Origin of the sequence: Streptomyces sp. NBC_01481, assembly GCF_026339995.1 — a bacterium.
Taxonomy (GTDB): domain Bacteria; phylum Actinomycetota; class Actinomycetes; order Streptomycetales; family Streptomycetaceae; genus Streptomyces.
On sequence record NZ_JAPEPT010000002.1, the window covers coordinates 1117260 to 1136189 of the forward strand.

An 18930-nucleotide genomic window follows, 5' to 3' on the forward strand; every position below is an offset into this window, starting at 1 on the left:
CGGGTGGACGGTGGAAAGGTCTAGTCCACTACTCCGGATTGTTGCGCGCCCATACAAACGGCGGAACGGGTTGTCCCCCACCCCGCCCCTTCCCGAACCTGGGGGCTGCGCCCCCAGACCCGTTGGGGGAAGGGGACCGGGGGCTGACGCCCCCACACCCCGAAGCTCCAGCGGCTCCGCCGCGGAGAGAGCCCGGCATTGCCCGGGACTCCGTCGGCTTCGCCGCGGAGCGGAACATGCGGGCCCGCCCGCACCCCCTCGCGGCAGCTCCGCGCCGCACGCGGGACTCCGGCGGCTTCGCCGCAGAACGAGACGCGGGGCTCGCGCCCCGCGCCCCGCGGGCAGGGTGTCCGTGTGGAGTCCGTGGCCGCCTGGCGGGCCCGCGCCAGGGTCGTCCGCGCGTTTCCAGCGGCCGTGGTGAGCGTGGGCCAGGGGGCGAGGGCGAACCCTCGCGCACCGCAGCCCGTGCGTGGGGAGGGGCCGTGCAGGGTCGTCCCCGCGTTTCCAGCGTCCGTGGTGAGCGTGGGCCAGGGGGCGTTGGTGGTTGCTCTCCGGTGGGTGGTTTCGCGGGCGAACCCCCGATTGGCGGCCAACACCCGGTGATCAATACGGACGGCCTCATCGCCGCCGACGCCGAGGAGTCGAGCCCGACGGGGCCTGTACCGCGTTCGTGGCCACCGTGGGCCAGGGGGCGTTGGTGGTTGCTGCCCGTGGGTGGTTTCGCGGGCGAACCCCCGCGCCCCGCAGCCCCTGGGCCCGGGCAGGGGCCGTGCAGGGTCGTCCCCGCAGGCGATTGGCGGCCAGCACCGGGTGACCAGTGCGGACGCCTCATTGCCGCCGACGCCGAGGAGTCGAGCCCGTAGGGGCCCGGAACCCGCACTCCACGGCACCGGGCCCCACCGGACCCCGAGGCCCGCGCCCCGCGGCACCGGGCGCCACCGGACCGCCCAGGCCCGCGCCCCGCGGGGGGCCCCGCACCCCGGACCGCCCAGGCCCGCGCCCCGCGGCACCGGCGCACCCCGAACCCCGTCAGCCCAGAATCACGCTCCGCGTCAGATTCCTCGGCCTGTCCGGGTCGAAGCCCTTCGACTCCGCCAGTGTCACCGCCAGCCGCTGCGCGCGGATCAGGTCGGCCAGGGGGTCCGTCTCCTGGCGGGCCACCAGCGTGCCGCCCACTCGGGACACGTCCAGCGACAGGCCCTCCGGGAGCGGGCCGAAGACCCAGGTCACGCGGCCGGGGCCGGTGATGGAGATCGGGCCGTGGCGGTATTCCATCGCGGGGTACGACTCCGTCCACGCGCCCGCCGCCTCGCGCATCTTCAGGCCCGCCTCCAGCGCCAGCCCGTACGTCCAGCCGCGGCCCAGGAACGTCCACTGCTCCGCGCCCACCACCGCCTCGGGCAGCGGCTCCGTGATCGCCAGCTCCGCGTCGACCGCCGCCTCGGTGACCGACTTCACGCCGAGGATGTCACCCAGACCCGCCCGCAGGAAGGCGAGCGCCGTCGTGGCGAAACGGGTCTGGACGACCGACTCCTCGTCCGCCCAGTCCAGCACCGCCACGTCGTCCGCCGCGTCCATGACCGGGGTCTTGGGGTCCGCGGTCAGTGCGAGCGTCGGGACCTTGCCGCGCAGCGCGGTCAGCAGGTCGAGGACCTCCGTCGTCGTGCCCGAGCGGGTGATCGCGACGACACGGTCGTAGGTCCGCCCCGCCGGGAACTCCGAGGAGGCGAACGCGTCGGTCTCGCCCTGCCCCGCCGCCTCCCGCAGCGCCGCGTACGCGATCGCCATGAACCAGGACGTACCGCACCCGGTGACGGCGACCCGCTCGCCCGGCTGTGGCAGTCCTGGGAAGGCGGCCGCGGCCTTCGCCGCTCGGCGCCAGCAGGCGGGCTGGGTGGCAATCTCTGCTGCGGTACGGGACATGCGACTGGGCTCCTCGCGACGTACGCGTAAGTCGGGACCGGCATCGACCACTTCGTGCCAAGGGACGTGCTTAGCAGCCCGCGGCGTACCCGGGCAATGCCCGCACGCCTTGGGACAGACGTTGCGGAAGCGATACCGATTGGAGTAGACCTCATCCCCCGGACAGTGGAAAATCGCAGCCCATCTCAACAGGACGTCACGGGGGACCGACTGGGACAAGACGGGCAAACAAACAGCAGAGGGTGGGGGAAGAGCTGTGCATCAGCGCTTCTTGGGTCTGACCGCGGCACTCGCCGCACTGGGCATGACGGTGGCCCTCGCGGGCTGTGGCACCTCCAGCGGTTCCGGCGACGTCACCCTCAAGCTGGTTGCGGCGGACTACGACGTCTCCGGCGGCCAGAGCAGCAAGAAGTACTGGGCCGACCTCGCCGCCGAGTTCGAGAAGACGAACCCCGGCATCAAGATCGATGTCCGCATAGAGTCCTGGAACGACATCGACCGCAAGGTCGGCGAGATGGTCAAGGCCGGCAAGGCCCCCGACATCGCCCAGATCGGCGCGTACGCCGACTACGCCGCGGCCGACAAGCTGTACTCCGCCGACCAGTTGCTCTCCATACCCGTGCAGTCCAACTTCCTCCAACCGCTCACCGACGCCGGCGAGATGAAGCGCGTGCAGTACGGACTGCCGTTCGTCGCCTCCACCCGGCTGCTCTTCTACAACAAGAAGCTCTTCAAAGAGGCCGGGATCAAGAACGACCCCAAGACCTGGGACGACCTCGTCGAGGACGCGGAGAAGCTGAAGGACAACACCGACGCGAAGTACCCCTTCGCGCTGCCGCTGGGGCCGGAGGAAGCTCAGGCCGAGACCATGATGTGGCTGCTCAGCGGCGGTGACGGGTACACCGACACCAGCGGCAACTACGGCATCGACTCCGAGCAGAACATCGCCACCTTCGCCTGGCTGAAGACGAAGCTGGTCGACAAGAAGCTGACCGGCCCTGTCGCCCCCGGCAAGCTGAACCGCAAGGACGCCTTCGCCGCCTTCACGCGCGGCGAGGTCGGCATGCTCAACGGCCACCCGTCCCTGATGCAGGCGGCCGAGGCGGCCAACATCGACGTCGGCAAGGTGGCCCTGCCCGGCACCAGCGGCAAGCCCAAGGCGGCGATGGGCGTCGCCGACTGGATCATGGGCTTCAAGCAGAACGGCCACCGCGCCGAGATCGGCAAGTTCCTGGACTTTGTCTTCAGCGACAAGAACGTCCTCGACTTCGCGGGCCAGAACGACCTGCTGCCGGTGACGGTCTCGGCGTCCGAGGCGATGGCCGCCGACCCCGAGCACAAGGACCTCAAGGCGTTCCTGGAGGAGCTGCCCACCTCGGTGCTTCCGCCGGTCGGCAAGACCTCGTGGGCGGCCGTGAGCGAGAACATCAAGAAGAACATCGGCAAGGCCGTGGAGCCCGGCGCCAGCCCGGCGGCAGTCCTCGGCCGCATAGGCCGCGCCGCCTCCGTCGCCGAGAACGCCGAGTAGTCCAGAGACCGCATCGACCGGCCGCAGATATGTTGGATCGTATGACCGACGACCAGACGCTCTCCGAGCGCGACCGCGCCGTTCTGGCCATGGAGCACCGCTCCTGGCCGGGACCCGGCGCCAAGGAGCGCGCCATCAGGGAGCAGCTCGGGATCTCCCCGGTTCGCTACTACCAGCTGCTCAACGCCCTCATCGACGACGAGCGCGCCCTCGCCCACGACCCCGTCACGGTCAACCGTCTCCGCCGAGTCAGGGACGACAGACGAAGTCGCCGATAGGGTCGGAGGCATGGGCAGCTCCCCGTACGCGCATTCCCTGCCGACGCCGTCCACCCCCGCCGGCCGTGACGGTCTCGCCGCGATTCTGGGCCGGCCGCACAAAACCGTCGTCGGCCTCGACTTCGACGGCACTCTCGCCGAGATCGTGCCCGACCCCGAACAGGCCCGAGCCCACCCCGGCACCGTCCCCGCGCTCGCCGCGCTCGCGCCACGTGTGGCGTCCGTCGCCGTGATCACCGGACGCCCGGCGGGCGTTGCCGTACGGTACGGCGGCTTCGCCGGAGTGCCGGGCCTGGACCACCTCGTGGTCCTCGGGCACTACGGCGCCGAGCGCTGGGACGCCGTGTCCGGCACGGTCAAAACCCCGGCTGCGCACCCCGGCGTCGCGGCCGCCCGCGCCGAACTGCCCGGTTTCCTCGACGACATCGGAGCCTGGCGCGGCGCCTGGATCGAGGAGAAGGGCCAGGCCGTCGCTGTCCACACGCGCCGCGCCGCCGACCCGCAGGCGGCTTTCGACGCCCTGCGCGACCCTCTCGGCGAGCTCGCCGCCCGGCACGGACTGATCGTCGAGCCGGGCCGCATGGTCCTGGAACTGCGCCCGCCGGGCATGGACAAGGGCGTGGCGCTGGCCGAGTACGTACGCGAAGTGGAGGCCGAAGCGGTCCTGTACGCCGGGGACGACCTCGGCGATCTGCCCGCCTTCGCCGCCGTGGAGAAGCTCCGCTCGGACGGCATTCCCGGCCTGCTGGTGTGCAGCGGCAGCGCGGAGGTGCCGGAGGTCGCGGACCGCGCGGACCTGCTGCTGCCGGGTCCGGCGGCCGTCGTCGAATTCCTAGGAGCCCTCGCGCAGCGCCTGTAGCTGGTCGAGGAACCACTGCTGCGGCGGCAGCGCGGTCGCCGCGGCCGCCAGCCGCTTGGTGCGCCGGGCCCGTTCGTCGTGGGGCATCGTCAGCGCCTCGTGCAGCGCGTCGGCGGTGCCCGTCACGTCGTACGGATTGACCGTGACCGCGTCCTCACCCAGCTCCTCGTGCGCCCCCGCCTCGCGCGACAGCACCAGCGCGCAGCCGTCGTCCGAGACGACCGGGATCTCCTTGGCGACCAGGTTCATACCGTCCCGGATCGGGTTGACGAGGGCGACGTCCGCGAGCCGGTAAGCGGCCAGGGAGCGGGCGAAGTCGTCCTTCACATGGAGGACGACCGGGCTCCAAGTCGCCGTCCCGTAGGTGGAGTTGATCTCGTCGGCGACGCGCTGGACCTGCGCCGTGTAGTCGCGGTAAACGGCCAGATCCTGCCGCGAGGGGTAGGCGAAGGCGACATGGACGACCCGCTCGCGCCACTCGGGCCTGGTGTCCAGGAGGTGCCGGTAGGCGAGCAGCCCGCGCACGATGTTCTTGGACAACTCGGTACGGTCCACGCGCACGATCGTCCTGCGCCCCGGGCCGACCTGTTCGCGCAGCGCGGCCAGCCGTTCCTCCACATCGGGCCGGTGCGCACGCTCCCGCAGGAATTCCGCGTCCGCGCCGAGGCCGTGCACTCCGATCCGCGTGCCGGAGGGGATGCCGGGGCCCAGCACGGTGTGGCAGCAGTCGGTGAAGGCCTCGGCCCAGCGGTGGGTGAGGAAGGCGGCCCGGTCGGCGCCGAGGATGCCGCCGAGCAACTGGGCCGCGATGTCGTCGGGCAGCATCCGGAAGTAGTCGACGGGGGCCCACGGCGTGTGCGAGAAGTGGCCGATGCGCAGGTCCGGGCGGTGGGCGCGGAGCATCCGGGGCACCAGCGCCAGGTGGTAGTCCTGCACCAGAACGGCCGCGCCCGGCGCGGCCGCCTCGGCCAGCGCATCGGCGAAGGCGTGGTTGTACGCCTCGTAGGAGGCCCACTGGCGGCGGAACTCCGCGTCGAAGACCGGCTCCAGCGGCGTCTGGTAGAGCATGTGGTGGACGAACCACAGCACGGAGTTCGCGATCCCGTTGTACGCGTCGGCGAACACCCCGGCGTCGATGTCGAGCATCCGCACCCCGGGCTCGGCCACCCCGCGCCGGACCGCCTCGCGATCGCCGTCGCCGAGAGCGGCGCACACCCACACCGAGTCCGACTCGGAGTCGATCGCCGACAGGCCGGAGACCACGCCGCCTCCGCCCCGGCGGGCGTCCAGCGAACCGTCCTGCTGACGTGTGTATGTGACCGGGCCGCGGTTCGAGGCGACTAGGACCTGGGCGGCAGGCTGCTCGGAGACCATGTGCCGAAACCTAGCCCTTCCGGTAAACCCTCAAACGTGCGTACGGCCGGACTGCGCCACTAGGCCCTGTCCGGCCGATCTTGCCGGGCTCGATCGACCGGACAGGACCTAGGCGCGCCACCCGGTGTGCCACTCTGCGTGCTCATGCCGCGCGCCGCGCCGCGTACTCGCCGATCTCGCGCATCGGAGGCCGCTCCTGCGTGTCCACCGCATGCGTCCGGGGTACGAAGCCCTCCTCGGCCCGCTCGAACTGTGTGAGCGCAGGCCGCACCAAATGGCCCCTGGACAGGCGCAGTTGGGCGGTCCGGTAGATCGCCGCGGCCATCCGGCCCAGCGCCTGACCGTCCTGGTGGCGGTGCTTGCGCGAGCCGACGTCCACCTGCGCCAGCGCGTCGAGACCGACGGTGTGCAGCGCGTCGACGAGCAGGCCCAGCTCGACTCCGTAACCCACGGGGAAGGGCAGCCGCTCAAGGAGCGAGCGCCGCACCGCGTACTCCCCGCCCAGCGGCTGCACGAACCCGGCCAGCTGCGGCCAGTGCAGATTCAGCAGCGGCCGCGCCACCAGCTCCGTCACCCGCCCGCCCTGACCTGCTGTCTCGCCGAGCGGCCGGTCGTACATCGCCTTGACGAACTGCACATCGGGGTCGGTCAGCAGCGGTCCCACGATCCCGGAGACGAAATCGGCCGAGAACTCGCGCAGATCCGCGTCGACGAAGCAGACGATGTCGCCGCTGGTGACCATCAGCGAGCGCCACAGCACCTCGCCCTTGCCCTGGACCGCGGGTATCCGGGGCAGGATCGCGTCCCGGTGCACCACGCGCGCGCCGGCCGCCGCGGCCACCTCGCCCGTGCGGTCGCTCGATCCCGAGTCCACGACGACGAGCTCGTCGACGAGCGGCACGGCCTCCATCAGCTCACGCCGGATCACGGAGACGATCTCGCCGACCGTCTCCTCCTCGTCGAGCGCGGGCAGGACGACGCTGATGGTCGTACCGTGCTTGGCGGCCATCAGCCGGCCGAGCGGGCGGTCGGCCGCAGACCAGGAACGCCTGCTCAGCCAGCGTTCCACCTCTTCCAGCACGTGCGCGTCTCCCTCTGACATCGAGATCCTGTGATCCGTCTCGCGGTTCGGACGACTATCTCAACCATGCAGGCCTTCGGTTACAGTCTTGAACAACGCGGATGACCGTCGCATGCCGGGGTCATCGCGCTGACAATCGAATACCGCTCATCCAGAGGGGCAGAGGGAACGGCCCGTTGAAGCCCCGGCAACCCTCCCGCCGACCGCGAGGTCACGGTGGGGAAGGTGCCAATTCCGTCTCGTGGCGAAATGCGTCGCGAGGAAGATGAGGAGAAAGGGCCTCGCCACCATGGCTGTGCAGACTGTCGCAAGCACCACCCCCGTGAATCTCGGTCCCGCCGCGGCGCTCTCGTGCCGCGAGTGCGGAGAGCGTTTCGACCTCGGCCCGATCTTCGCCTGTGCCTCCTGTTTCGGGCCGCTCGAAGTCGCCTACGACCTGCCGGCGGACGACCCCGAGGCGCTGAGGAAGCGGATCGAAGCGGGTCCGAACAACATCTGGCGCTACGCCCCGCTGCTGCCCGTCCCCGCCGACGTGGCCGAGAAGCCGAACATCAACCCCGGCTTCACCAAGCTCGTCAAGGCCGACAACCTCGCCCGTGAGCTGGGCGTCACTGGCGGCCTGTACATCAAGGACGACTCCGGCAACCCGACGCACTCCTTCAAGGACCGTGTCGTCGCGATCGCCGTCGAGGCCGCGCGCGCCTTCGGCTTCACGACGCTCTCCTGCTCCTCCACCGGCAACCTCGCCGGCGCGGTGGGCGCGGCCGCGGCCCGGGCGGGCTTCCGCTCCTGCGTGTTCATCCCGCACGACCTGGAGCAGGGCAAGGTCGTCATGGCCGCGGTGTACGGCGGCGAGCTGGTCGGCATCGAGGGCAACTACGACGACGTCAACCGCTTCTGCTCCGAGCTCATCGGCGACCCGCTGGGCGAGGGCTGGGGCTTCGTCAACGTCAACCTCCGCCCGTACTACGGCGAGGGCTCCAAGACGCTGGCGTACGAGATCTGTGAGCAGCTCGGCTGGCGGCTGCCCGACCAGATCGTCGTCCCGATCGCCTCCGGCTCGCAGCTCACGAAGATCGACAAGGGACTGCAGGAGCTGATCAAGCTCGGCCTCGTTGAGGACAAGCCCTACAAGATCTTCGGCGCGCAGGCCGAGGGCTGCTCTCCGGTGTCGACGGCCTTCAAGGCCGGGCACGATGTCGTACGGCCGCAGAAGCCGAACACCATCGCCAAGTCGCTGGCCATCGGCAACCCCGCCGACGGCCCGTATGTACTGGACATCGCGCGCCGCACGGGCGGTGCGGTCGAGGACGTCAATGACGAGCAGGTCGTCGACGCGATCAAGCTGCTCGCGCGGACCGAGGGCATCTTCGCGGAGACCGCGGGTGGCGTGACCGTGGGCGTGGCGAAGAAACTGATCGAGCAGGGCCTGCTCGATCCGGCGCTCACCACGGTCGTGCTCAACACCGGCGACGGTCTCAAGACCCTTGACGCCGTTGCCCCGACGACCGGCCCCACGGCGACCATCCGCCCGAGCCTCGAGGCGTTCCGCGACGCCGGCCTGGCCCGCTGACTACCTACGGAAGGCAGAACACCATGAGCGTGAACGTCCGCATCCCCACCATTCTCCGTACGTACACGGGCGGTCAGGCCGAGGTCCCGGCGGAGGGCGCGACGCTCTCCGAGGTGATCGCGGACCTGGAGAAGAACCACACGGGCATCGCCGCGCGCGTCCTGGACGACCAGGGCAAGCTGCGCCGTTTCGTGAACGTGTACGTGAACGACGACGACGTCCGTTTCGAGCAGGGTCTCGAGACGGCGACCCCGGACGGTGCGGGCGTTTCGATCATTCCCGCCGTCGCCGGCGGCTGAGCTACCCAGCGTGAGCACCCGCGGCGTCAGCCGCTAATCGACACAGTGCCCCCTCCGCAAGAGAAGCGGAGGGGGCAATTCTGTATGGTTGAGCGCGGTACAGTTGGGGAAGCCCCCTCCGCTGCTTGTGCCGACCGCATATGAGAATGCGCCCTGGCCCATCAAGAAGCAGCCAATGTGTTCGATCGAAATGCACCCTCAAGTGCCATTTGCCGGGCCCGACTTGCCCCGGAATTTCTTGAATTCAGTTCAATCATCCGATCGCGCGTGCCCAGATTTCTCGTCTGATTGACCTGTTGCAGAGGGCAGTTGGGCAGATACATTCAGCCGCGGTCGACGCGTTCCGGCGCACACTCTCCTTCCTGTCGGGAGGGTGAGGTCTGACCCGGGTCCGCGAAGTGCGGTCCTGTGCAAGGGCCAGTAATAGGGGAGTTAGGCATGGCTCAGGGCACCGTCAAGTGGTTCAACGCGGAGAAGGGGTACGGCTTCATCGCGGTCGACGGTGGTGCGGATGTTTTCGTCCACTACAGCGCGATCCAGATGGACGGATACCGCACCCTTGAAGAGGGTCAGCGGGTCGAGTTCGAGATCTCGCAGGGCCAGAAGGGGCCGCAGGCGGACATGGTCAAGCTCGCCGTCTGATCTCGGCGCGATCGGCCACCGACGCACTCACGCGACACACTCACGCACGAAGGGCCCGCATCCTAGGGGGATGCGGGCCCTTCGTGCGTCCCCGGCCGTGTCCACGATGTGTCGGAGCCGCTTGCGCCCACCCGTCGCCCGACCACCACCCCTCATCGAGGCTCTTCGAGCCGCTTGCACTCTCATGTGCCGAGTGCTAATCATTGGCGTTAGCACTCTGCAGGTGAGAGTGACAGCTTAAGGACCGGGTCGGTGAGGCCCGAAGGGTCGGCGGGGCAAGGAACCGCACGGCTCTCAGGCCGTCCGTCGCGGGCGCCAGCGCGGTCCGGAGAATCCACCCCAGTCCGGGAGGACCACTTCACATGGCCAAGATCATCGCGTTCGACGAGGAGGCACGGCGCGGTCTCGAGCGCGGGATGAACCAGCTCGCCGACGCCGTCAAGGTCACCCTTGGCCCCAAGGGCCGCAACGTCGTCCTCGAGAAGAAGTGGGGCGCCCCCACGATCACCAACGATGGTGTATCCATCGCCAAGGAGATCGAGCTCGAGGACCCGTACGAGAAGATCGGCGCCGAGCTGGTCAAGGAAGTCGCCAAGAAGACGGACGACGTCGCCGGTGACGGTACGACCACCGCGACCGTTCTCGCCCAGGCGCTCGTCCGCGAGGGCCTGCGCAACGTGGCGGCCGGCGCCAACCCGATGGCCCTCAAGCGCGGCATCGAGAAGGCCGTCGAGGCCGTCTCCGGCGCCCTGCTGGAGCAGGCCAAGGACGTGGAGACCAAGGAGCAGATCGCTTCGACGGCCTCCATCTCCGCCGCCGACACCCAGATCGGCGAGCTCATTGCCGAGGCGATGGACAAGGTCGGCAAGGAAGGCGTCATCACCGTCGAGGAGTCCCAGACCTTCGGTCTGGAGCTGGAACTCACCGAGGGTATGCGCTTCGACAAGGGCTACATCTCGGCGTACTTCGCCACCGACATGGAGCGTATGGAGGCGTCGCTCGACGACCCGTACATCCTGATCGTCAACTCCAAGGTCAGCAACGTGAAGGACCTCCTTCCGCTGCTGGAGAAGGTCATGCAGTCCGGCAAGCCGCTGCTGATCATCGCCGAGGACGTCGAGGGCGAGGCCCTGTCCACGCTCGTCGTGAACAAGATCCGTGGCACCTTCAAGTCCGTCGCCGTCAAGGCTCCGGGCTTTGGCGACCGCCGCAAGGCGATGCTGAACGACATCGCCATCCTCACGGGCGGCACGGTCATCTCCGAGGAGGTCGGTCTCAAGCTCGAGAACGCCGGCCTGGACCTGCTGGGCCGCGCCCGCAAGGTCGTCATCACCAAGGACGAGACCACGATCGTCGACGGCTCCGGTGAGAGCGACCAGGTCGCCGGTCGCGTCAACCAGATCCGTGCCGAGATCGAGAACTCCGACTCGGACTACGACCGTGAGAAGCTCCAGGAGCGCCTCGCGAAGCTGGCCGGCGGCGTGGCCGTCATCAAGGCCGGTGCCGCGACCGAGGTGGAGCTCAAGGAGCGCAAGCACCGCATCGAGGACGCCGTTCGCAACGCGAAGGCGGCCGTCGAGGAGGGCATCGTCGCCGGTGGTGGCGTGGCTCTGCTCCAGGCTTCCTCGGTCTTCGAGAAGCTCGACCTCGAGGGTGACGAGGCGACCGGCGCCAACGCCGTGAAGCTCGCGCTGGAGGCCCCGCTCAAGCAGATCGCCGTCAACGGTGGTCTCGAGGGCGGCGTCGTGGTCGAGAAGGTGCGCAACCTGGCTGTCGGCCACGGTCTGAACGCCGCGACCGGCGAGTACGTCGACATGATCGCCGAGGGCATCATCGACCCCGCGAAGGTGACCCGCTCTGCCCTGCAGAACGCGGCCTCCATCGCGGCGCTGTTCCTGACCACCGAGGCCGTCATCGCCGACAAGCCGGAGAAGGCGGGCGCCGCCGCTCCGGGCGGCATGCCGGGCGGTGACATGGACTTCTGAGCCTGACGGCTCGGACCCGGTCCTGACCGAGGGCGGTACCCCCACTCCCAGGGGGGTACCGCCCTCGGGCGTTTCAGGATCCCGGCCCGGGGAGGGCTGGGGCGTGTTTGAGAAGTCTCTCCCCCAGAGCTTCGCCTGGGAGGTACCCCCACCCCGCGACGCCTGGCACGCGCACTCGCGGTGTTGTCGGAGTCGCCCAAGTACGTCCAGTACGAGGGCGATCTCCCCCAGACTTCGTCCGGGGGTGCCCCCACCGCCTTGCGACTGCACGCACCAGACGCCGCGGGGCCCGCCCTTCGGGCGGACGGCGCTACTTCCAAAACACGCCCCAGCCGGGTTTGTGTTATCCGATCGGCGCCGACGGGTCTCCTCGGGGGCAGGACCCTGAGCGACGGGGTCGAACAGGCAATGGGCGAGGGCACGTATGCACAGGGACGACAGGTACCGTCCGGAACTGGTGACGGATGCGAGGGCGGGGGACCAGCAGGCCCGCGAGCGGTTGGTCGCCGACTACCTTCCCCTTGTCTACAACATCGTCGGCCGGGCACTGGACGGCCATGCGGACGTCGACGACGTGGTGCAGGAGACCATGTTCCGCGCGCTCGACGGACTCGGCGGGCTGCGCGACCCCTCCCGTTTCCGCTCCTGGCTGGTCGCGATCGCGATGAATCAGATACGCCGGCGCTGGACGCTCCAGCAGCAGACGGCGACAGCACCGCTGGACCGCGTGGCGGAGACCGCCGACCCGACTGGTGACTTCGTGGATCTCACCATCCTGCGGCTGGGGCTGTCCGGCCAGCGCCGCGAGGTCGCCGAGGCGACCCGCTGGCTCGACGAGAGCGATCGTGAACTGCTGGCCCTGTGGTGGCAGGAGGCCGCGGGACAACTGAGCCGTGCCGAGCTGGCCGAGGCGCTGGGCGTCACTCCGCAGCACGCCGCGGTCCGCATCCAGCGGATGAAGACCCAGCTGGAACTGGGCCGCGTCGTCGCCCGTGCGCTGGCCACCGAGCCGTGCTGCTCCGAATTGGCCGATGTCACCGCGGCCTGGGACGGACAGCCCTCGCCGGTGTGGCGCAAGCGGATCGCCAGGCATGTTCGCGGGTGCGCCGGCTGCTCGGGGCACTGGTCGGAGCTCGTACCCGCAGAGGGACTGCTGGCCGGCATGGCGATGGTGGTCCCGCGCGACGGCTACCCTCCCGTTCCGCACGGCCAGTTCGGGGCGGCCGGCCACGGGGACTTCGCCGGGACGGGGCAGCCCGGGGACCCGACCGCCGCAGCAGGCGGAGGGCTGAAAGTACCCGCTGTGGCGGCGGCGGTAGGCGGGGTCGTGGTCGCCGGACTCCTCCTCGCCCTGGTGTGGCCCACGGCGAAGACCCCGGCCGACCCGGCCCCGGTGGCGGCTCCGCCCTCTGCCACGGCCCCGAAACCCACCCGCAGCCCCAGTCCGACACCCACGCCGACCCCCACCGCCTCACCCGTCCCGAAGCCCCCGAAGCCCCCCAAGCCGTCCCCGTCCGCGGCGAGCCTTGAGGAACGCCTCACCGCCCTGGTCAACTCCCGGCGTGCCGAGGCCGGCTGCGCGCCGCTGCGGATCGATCCGCGACTCAGCGCCGCGGCCCGCAAGCACGCCAAGGACATGGTGGCGCGTGGCTACTTCGACCATGCCGACCTGGAGGGACGCCATGCCGACGCGCGGATCTCGGCAGCCGGATACGAAGTGGGCCCGTGGGCCGAGAATCTGGACCAGGGTCCCGGCGAACCCGCGACGGTGGTCGGTGACTGGATGGACGGCTCGATCCATCAGGACAACATGCTCGACTGCCGGTACCGGGACACCGGCGTGGCTGCCGTACCCGGTCCCGACGGGACGGTGTGGGTCCAGAACCTCGCCGCGCCGGCCTGAGCCCGCACCGTCCGTCAGGGTGCTTAGGTCCTGTCCGGTCAGCCGCCGAAGTTCTGTACCCACCAGGTGCCGTTCGCGCTGAAGTTCACGCCGACGCCGAGATCCTTGAACCCGCAGTCCAGTATGTTCTCGCGGTGCCCGGGGCTGTCCATCCAGTCACGCATCGCGGAGACCGGGTCCTTCGGTCCTTTGTGTATGTTCTCCCCCCACTTGCCTGCGGGATAGCCGGCGGTCTTCATCCGGTCGTCGGCATGCCGCCCCTCCGGGCTGACGTGCTCGTAGTAGTTGCGGGCTGCCATGTCGTCGGCGTGCGCCTGGGCGGCGGCCTGAACCCGGCGGTCGACGCGCAGGGGCGAGCAACCGGCCTTGGCGCGTTCGGCGTTGACCAGGGCGGCGATCCGCTGGACGTAGTCGGCGGCCTTGCCGGTTGCGGGGGTTCCCGCGGCGGGGGCGCCCGCGCCCGCACGGGCCGGGGCGGACTGCTGCCTGCGCTGCGCGGGAGCGGTCCTTGGCCCGGCCGTGCGGCGGGCCGCGGCGCTGGGCTTGGCGGTAGGGCCCTTTGTCTTACGGGAAGTTGCGGAAGGAACGGCGGACGGCGGGACGGATGCCGTGGGCGTGGGCGAAGCCTTCGAGACGCCGCCGACGGAGGCATCCGCCGGCGCCTGCTGCACGGAGGCTGCGGCCCGGGTACTGGCGGAGTCTTCGTCACTGCCGCTCAGGGCGAAGACTCCGCCCGCGACGACCGCGACCGCGACGGTGCCGGCCACCGCGATTGCGGCCACCGGTCGACCGCCTGCCCTGCCCCGACGCCCGTGGCGCCCCGCGCCCGCTCTCCGTCGTCCGCCCCGGCCCTCGCGGGTGCTGTCGCGGCCGGTCGCCGGGTCCAGGAACCGGGTGTCCTCGTCTCGGTGGTGCATGGAGTCTCCGCTCTCATCCGTACTCCGCCGGTCGGTCCGGCATAGGGGAGAGCGGCTGAGGACGACGCCATAACGGTTTCTGAGAAACGCCTGGCGGTGGCGCACACCCCAGTTGCCGGCCGGCGTGCGCTTTCGTGGTGGTTTCGGCAAGACGCCGTCACCAATCTGTGAAGGTCGTACGGGAAGCTCGTGCTCTGTCAGCGCACTCGCGCTTCTCAATCGGGGGGACATCAGATGAGGACCAACGTTCGCAGAGCCGCCGTCGCGCTCGCCGCCGTATCGGCACTGGCCCTGACGGCCTGTGAGCCCGCAGCCGAGGGTTCGGGAGGGAAGCCGAGCGGAGCCGACAAGGCGACCGCCGGCCCGTCGAAGCCCGTGACCCCGGCGAAGCCGGCAACCCCGTCCAAGTCCCCGGGCAAGGGCGCCTCCGGCGGCGATGGCGGTTCGTCGGCGGACCCCGACTACGCCGTCTTTCCGTGCAGCACGTACGACGTGACGTTCATCGCGACCCTGGCGGAGCCCACGACCAGCAGCTACCTGCTGAAGATCACCAACAAGAGCGGCAAGCCGTGCAAGGTGCTGGGCCACCCGATCGTGACCTTCGGCGACCTGGACGGCGCGGCGACGGAGCGCGGAAAGGCCCCAGGCATCGCGGACGCGATCAGGCTCAAGCCCGGCGAGTCGGCCTACGCCGGGCTCATGGGCGGCGCCAACGACGGCAAGGGCAAGACCGTCAACTCGATCGCCATGACCATGAACACCGAGTCCGACCTGGAGCAGAAGCCGCTCAAGGCGTCGACTCCCGGCCTGTACGTGTCGCCCGACAAGAACTCCGTGACTGCCTGGATGAGCAACGCGGAGGACGCGCTCAGCCTGTAGGCGGCTCAGGAGGAGGGCGTCCCAGAGGGCGGCCCCCCCCGAGGTGGGGTGCCGCCCTCGGCTGTCGGTATGGCCTCAGCGGACGTCGACGAAGTCGGCCACCGCCGTGCTGTTGAAATGCGCGGTGTCCCCGGCGTAGCGGATCACCCACGAACCGTCCTTGCCCGCCTTGCCCTTGAGCGTGGCCCGGCCCTTGGAGTCCGTCTTGCCCGAGGCGACCAGGGACCAGGTCTTGTAGCCCTTCGCCAGGAAGTAGAGCTTCACGGGCTGCGACGCGTACGCCTTCCACCCGCCGGCGCTCTGCTGGAGCACGCCCGTGACAGTGACCGTGGCGCCCTTCGCCACCGGCTCGGGTGAGGCGTTCACAGATACCACGCGGGTCTGGGTGCGGCTGAGCCGGACGACCGGGCCGAAGCTCTCGGTGAAGTTGTCACTGAGCACGTGGTGCACCCGGTAGTAACCGCCGGTCGTGGTGCCCGTGTTCAGCGTCATCGCCTGGTAGTAGTAGGACGCCTTCGTGACGGCGACCTTCTTCCAGCCCGTCCTGCCGTCCGCCGAGAAGTCGAGCTGGACCGGCTCGTAGTCGAAGCGGTCTTCCCGGTCGTAGGTGTTCCGGAAGGTGCCCGTGACCGTCACCTTGCCGTCTGCCGCGAGCTTGGAGACCACCTTGTCGATCCGTGACTCGGCGGGCAGCGCGAGCGGCCCGGAGACGTGCCCGGTGACGTAGAACTCGGCGGCCTCCGCGACCCAGCCGCTCAGCCGGATGCCGGGCGTGCCGGTCAGCTTCGCGGTGAAGCGGCCGTCGGTGTCCGTGGTGACCGTCTCGCCCCACGCGGTGCCACGCCCGTCGTTGCCGAGGCTGACGCGGACCGAGGTGCCGGGCACCGCGACCCCCTCATGCGTCGCCCGGCCGGTGACCGTGACCGTCTCGCCCGGCAGGGCGCGGGTCTTGTCCGCCTGGGCGGTCAGTTCGACCTTGTACGGGGTGATGGAGGGACGCTCGTACTCGTATGCCGAGCCGCGCGCCACCTCGCTGTCCTCGGTGTACCGGGCCTCGAAGCTCGCCCAGTTCTCCATACCGAACTCGGGGCTCGCGACCTCGCCCGTTTCACCGGTGACCGCGTTCAGCGTCGTGTCCCGCTCCGGCTTGGCGTTGTCGTACTTACGGGTGAAGCTCACCTCACGGCTGGCCAGCGGGACGGTGTCGCCGCTGCCCGGCTGCACGCCCACGAGCCGCGTCGTCATCCGCAGGGAACGGTCCTCGCGGCTGGTCTGCGCGTCCGGGTGCATCTCCGTGAACTGCGGCCGCAGCGTGAAGTCGAGGACGCCGGCGTCCTGGCGGGTGGTCGTGCCGCCCTTGCTGTCGGTGGCGGTCACATCGATCGAGTACCGTCCGATCGCCGGGACGGTCCCACCGTCCTCGGCCAGCTTGAGCACCGCGCTCTCGGGCACCTGGAACCGGCCCTTGGGCCAGGACAGTTCGGTCAGGCTCGGTACCTCGGCGACGACGGTCTGCCCGCTGCGCACCTTCGCGGACACGGAAACGATGTCCGCTCCCGCGGTATCGGTCCAGGCGGTCACAGCGAACAGCCCGCGCTCGGTGTCGAGGGTGCCGGCCGGGCCGATGCCGACCGGGGAGGCTTCCTCGGCGAAGGCGGCCGGAGCGATGGGGAGCACGGAGACGGACAGCGCCGCGACCGCGGTGAGCAGGGTGAGCGTGCGCTTGGGCACGAGGGTCTCCCGTCGGGAAGTGCGGCGGTCAGCGGACATCGACGTACTTCGCCTTCGTCTCGCTGTAGAAGTGCTTGGCGTCCGGCTGCAGGACCACGGCCCAGCTGCCGTCCTGGTAACCGATGCCTCTGAGGCTGTACTTGCCGCTCGTACCGGTGGAGCCCTTGGTCACCCAGTACCACTTGGTGTCGCCCTTGGGCTTGAAGACCAGCATCACCTGGGCGCCCTTGTAGCTCTGCCACCTGCCGCCCGTGTAGTGCTGGAGCGTGCCCGACGCGGTGAACCTGGCGTTCTTGGCCGGGCGCGTGGGGGTGACGGAGAAGGACGTGAAGCGGGTCAGGACCCGGGTCAGGTGGACCGGTGTGCTGGTCTGCGCGAGGAAGGTGTCGGTCTCGTCGTGTGCGACGCGGTAGTACGCGTTGACGAAGCCGTAGCTCTCGATGGTGAAGGGGCAGTAGCCCGCATTGCCGTTCCCGGCGACGACCGTGCGCAGGTTGGCCCACTTCTTGCCGTCCGCCGAGTACTGCAGGGTCAGGCGCTCGTCCCAGCACCAGTCGGCTGTCAGCCGGCCGCTCGCCCTGACCTTCCCGTACGGGTCGAGCGTGATCTTGACGTTGGTGTACGTGAACGGCTTCGGGACCGCGACGTCACCGCGGTCGTACGGCAGATCGGTGTAGTAGACGCTGGGCTTGAGGTACGTGTGGAGGCTGGTCGAGTACTCCGCCTTCGCCGGGTACGTGAACGAGCCGTCCGCGCGCACCGTGGAGCTGCCCCAGACCGGGCCGGTCTCGTGGTGCCAGGTGTCCGGCTCCCGCGGGGTCGAGATGACGGTCGCGCCGGTGAACGGCTGCCAGCCGCCCGCGGTCAGGCGCTCGGCACGTCCGGTGACCGTGACGGCATCCCCTTTGTGGACCCGCCTCTTGTCGAGGTCGGCGGAGATCCGGTACTTCGTCTTGGAGACCGGCAGTTCGGGGACCGGGAAGCCCTCGTCCGGGTCGGTGCCGGGGGCCGCCTCGACGGTGGCTTCGCCGCCGCGCACCGACGCGCCCGGGGTGAGGGGCAGCGAGAAGCCGCCCTCGGCGCCGGTGACGGCCGCCGTCTTCGGGAGATCGGTCCAGTCGGTGCCGTACAGACGGAAGTTGACCTTGATCTTCGTCCCCTCGGGCGCGGGTGTGCGCAGGCCGGTGGACGGGTCGAGGGTGGTCGCGGTGCCGGTCAGCACGGTGTCGCGGTGGTCGTAGTCGGTGGATTCACGGTCGAAGGCGAGGCGGGACACGCCGGTGTGCGGCTTGTAGCTGAGCCTGCCGTCGCCCGCCCAGTGCTGCACCGTTCCCCCGGGCATGCGGTAGTCCACCGTCACCGGGTAGTCGCCGAACGCGGTTCCCTCGGGCAGCCGCAGTGGCTGTTCGGTGGCCCAGCCGCCGGGCTTGCCACCGCTGTGGTCGTGCCAGGAAAGCTTGTCGGTGGAGATGAGCGGCGCGGCGTCGGGCTGTGCGCCGGGAGCGAGCACATTGACCTTCACCCACAGGGCGTTGAACGGAAGGCCGATATCGAGCCGGCCGTCGTCGAAGGTGTCGGTACGGGTGACCGGCACCTCGGCCGCGTCGGCCGCGTACGCGGCGGGCGCTGTCGCCAGGACGGGGAGTGTCAGCCCCGCCGAAAGTGCGAATACGGTCGCCGCACGCACGGCGGCATGCGGAAACAGGCGCGCTGGGCGCATGAAATGGACCCCCCACAGGTCATGAAGCGGCCGCCGGGATCCGGCGCCGCGAGCGATGCTGAGTGATCGCGTAGGGACGCACCATAACCGGCCGGGCCGCTTGCCTGCCAGAAGAAAAGGTCGTTCTCTTCGGGGAGCATCTCGCCCCCTGGCTGGTCGTTCTGCTGGTGGCGGGCGAGGCGGTGGCGCATCTGCTGTACGCATGGGTGCTGGCGCGACGCAGGAGGTCCGCGGGGAC

Annotated in this window: 15 protein-coding genes and 1 riboswitch; of the genes, 9 read left to right on the plus strand and 6 right to left on the minus strand. The window is 70.0% G+C overall.

Going from position 1 to position 18930, the window contains the following annotated elements; genetic code table 11:
• Nucleotides 1-1029 precede the first annotated feature (1029 nt).
• Nucleotides 1030-1923 carry an SIS domain-containing protein gene (locus tag OOK40_RS15795; protein ID WP_266481207.1) on the minus strand — a complete coding sequence of 298 codons (894 nt, stop codon included), beginning with the start codon at nucleotides 1921-1923 and terminating at the stop codon, nucleotides 1030-1032.
• 304 nt (nucleotides 1924-2227) lie between these two features.
• Here OOK40_RS15795 and OOK40_RS15800 point away from each other — a divergent pair, with 304 nt between their 5' ends.
• The 3 genes from OOK40_RS15800 to otsB are packed head-to-tail and all read left to right on the plus strand — an operon-like array spanning nucleotide 2228 to nucleotide 4588.
• The gene (locus OOK40_RS15800; RefSeq protein WP_266481770.1) at nucleotides 2228-3451 is read left to right on the plus strand and encodes an ABC transporter substrate-binding protein; all 1224 of its coding nucleotides are present in this window, start codon (nucleotides 2228-2230) and stop codon (nucleotides 3449-3451) included.
• 29 nt (nucleotides 3452-3480) lie between these two features.
• The gene (locus OOK40_RS15805) at nucleotides 3481-3729 is read left to right on the plus strand and encodes a DUF3263 domain-containing protein (RefSeq protein ID WP_323136065.1); all 249 of its coding nucleotides are present in this window, start codon (nucleotides 3481-3483) and stop codon (nucleotides 3727-3729) included.
• A gap of 10 nt (nucleotides 3730-3739) precedes the next feature.
• Nucleotides 3740-4588 (plus strand): trehalose-phosphatase, encoded by an 849-nt coding sequence (otsB, locus tag OOK40_RS15810; RefSeq protein ID WP_266481210.1) that lies wholly within the window; start codon nucleotides 3740-3742, stop codon nucleotides 4586-4588.
• On the opposite strand, the gene OOK40_RS15815 is transcribed toward otsB, so the two are convergent.
• Together OOK40_RS15815 and OOK40_RS15820 are read right to left on the minus strand one after the other, a co-directional pair.
• Nucleotides 4562-5962 carry a trehalose-6-phosphate synthase gene (locus OOK40_RS15815; protein WP_266481212.1) on the minus strand — a complete coding sequence of 467 codons (1401 nt, stop codon included), beginning with the start codon at nucleotides 5960-5962 and terminating at the stop codon, nucleotides 4562-4564. The genes otsB and OOK40_RS15815 overlap by 27 nt on opposite strands.
• A 142-nt stretch (nucleotides 5963-6104) precedes the next feature.
• Nucleotides 6105-7043, minus strand: a complete 939-nt coding sequence (locus OOK40_RS15820; RefSeq protein ID WP_266481773.1) for a glucosyl-3-phosphoglycerate synthase — start codon at nucleotides 7041-7043, stop codon at nucleotides 6105-6107.
• A 144-nt stretch (nucleotides 7044-7187) separates the two neighbouring features.
• Nucleotides 7188-7315, plus strand: a riboswitch (SAM riboswitch).
• 17 nt (nucleotides 7316-7332) lie between these two features.
• Between OOK40_RS15820 and thrC the strand changes: the two genes are divergently transcribed.
• From thrC to OOK40_RS15845, 5 genes are all read left to right on the plus strand, one after another.
• On the plus strand, nucleotides 7333-8616 hold the full coding sequence (thrC, locus tag OOK40_RS15825; protein WP_266481214.1) for a threonine synthase: 1284 nt from the start codon (nucleotides 7333-7335) through the stop codon (nucleotides 8614-8616).
• A gap of 23 nt (nucleotides 8617-8639) precedes the next feature.
• The gene (locus tag OOK40_RS15830; RefSeq protein WP_142217854.1) at nucleotides 8640-8915 is read left to right on the plus strand and encodes a MoaD/ThiS family protein; all 276 of its coding nucleotides are present in this window, start codon (nucleotides 8640-8642) and stop codon (nucleotides 8913-8915) included.
• 438 nt (nucleotides 8916-9353) lie between these two features.
• Nucleotides 9354-9557 carry a cold-shock protein gene (locus tag OOK40_RS15835; protein ID WP_005315736.1) on the plus strand — a complete coding sequence of 68 codons (204 nt, stop codon included), beginning with the start codon at nucleotides 9354-9356 and terminating at the stop codon, nucleotides 9555-9557.
• A 362-nt stretch (nucleotides 9558-9919) separates the two neighbouring features.
• Nucleotides 9920-11542: a chaperonin GroEL gene (groL, locus tag OOK40_RS15840; RefSeq protein WP_266481227.1), complete on the plus strand. Its 1623-nt coding sequence runs from the start codon at nucleotides 9920-9922 to the stop codon at nucleotides 11540-11542.
• Nucleotides 11543-11999: 457 nt separating this feature from the next.
• Nucleotides 12000-13445 carry a sigma-70 family RNA polymerase sigma factor gene (locus tag OOK40_RS15845; protein WP_266481229.1) on the plus strand — a complete coding sequence of 482 codons (1446 nt, stop codon included), beginning with the start codon at nucleotides 12000-12002 and terminating at the stop codon, nucleotides 13443-13445.
• A 38-nt stretch (nucleotides 13446-13483) separates the two neighbouring features.
• Here the strand turns inward: OOK40_RS15845 and OOK40_RS15850 are convergent, their stop codons facing one another.
• The gene (locus tag OOK40_RS15850; protein ID WP_266481232.1) at nucleotides 13484-14362 is read right to left on the minus strand and encodes a CAP domain-containing protein; all 879 of its coding nucleotides are present in this window, start codon (nucleotides 14360-14362) and stop codon (nucleotides 13484-13486) included.
• A 234-nt stretch (nucleotides 14363-14596) separates the two neighbouring features.
• On the opposite strand from OOK40_RS15850, the gene OOK40_RS15855 reads away from it, so the two are divergent.
• On the plus strand, nucleotides 14597-15241 hold the full coding sequence (locus OOK40_RS15855; RefSeq protein ID WP_266481235.1) for a DUF4232 domain-containing protein: 645 nt from the start codon (nucleotides 14597-14599) through the stop codon (nucleotides 15239-15241).
• Between the two features lie 75 nt (nucleotides 15242-15316).
• Here the strand turns inward: OOK40_RS15855 and OOK40_RS15860 are convergent, their stop codons facing one another.
• Nucleotides 15317-16972: a hypothetical protein gene (locus tag OOK40_RS15860; RefSeq protein WP_266481237.1), complete on the minus strand. Its 1656-nt coding sequence runs from the start codon at nucleotides 16970-16972 to the stop codon at nucleotides 15317-15319.
• 28 nt (nucleotides 16973-17000) lie between these two features.
• Nucleotides 17001-18692 (minus strand): hypothetical protein, encoded by a 1692-nt coding sequence (locus tag OOK40_RS15865; protein WP_266481239.1) that lies wholly within the window; start codon nucleotides 18690-18692, stop codon nucleotides 17001-17003.
• Nucleotides 18693-18930 lie beyond the last annotated feature (238 nt).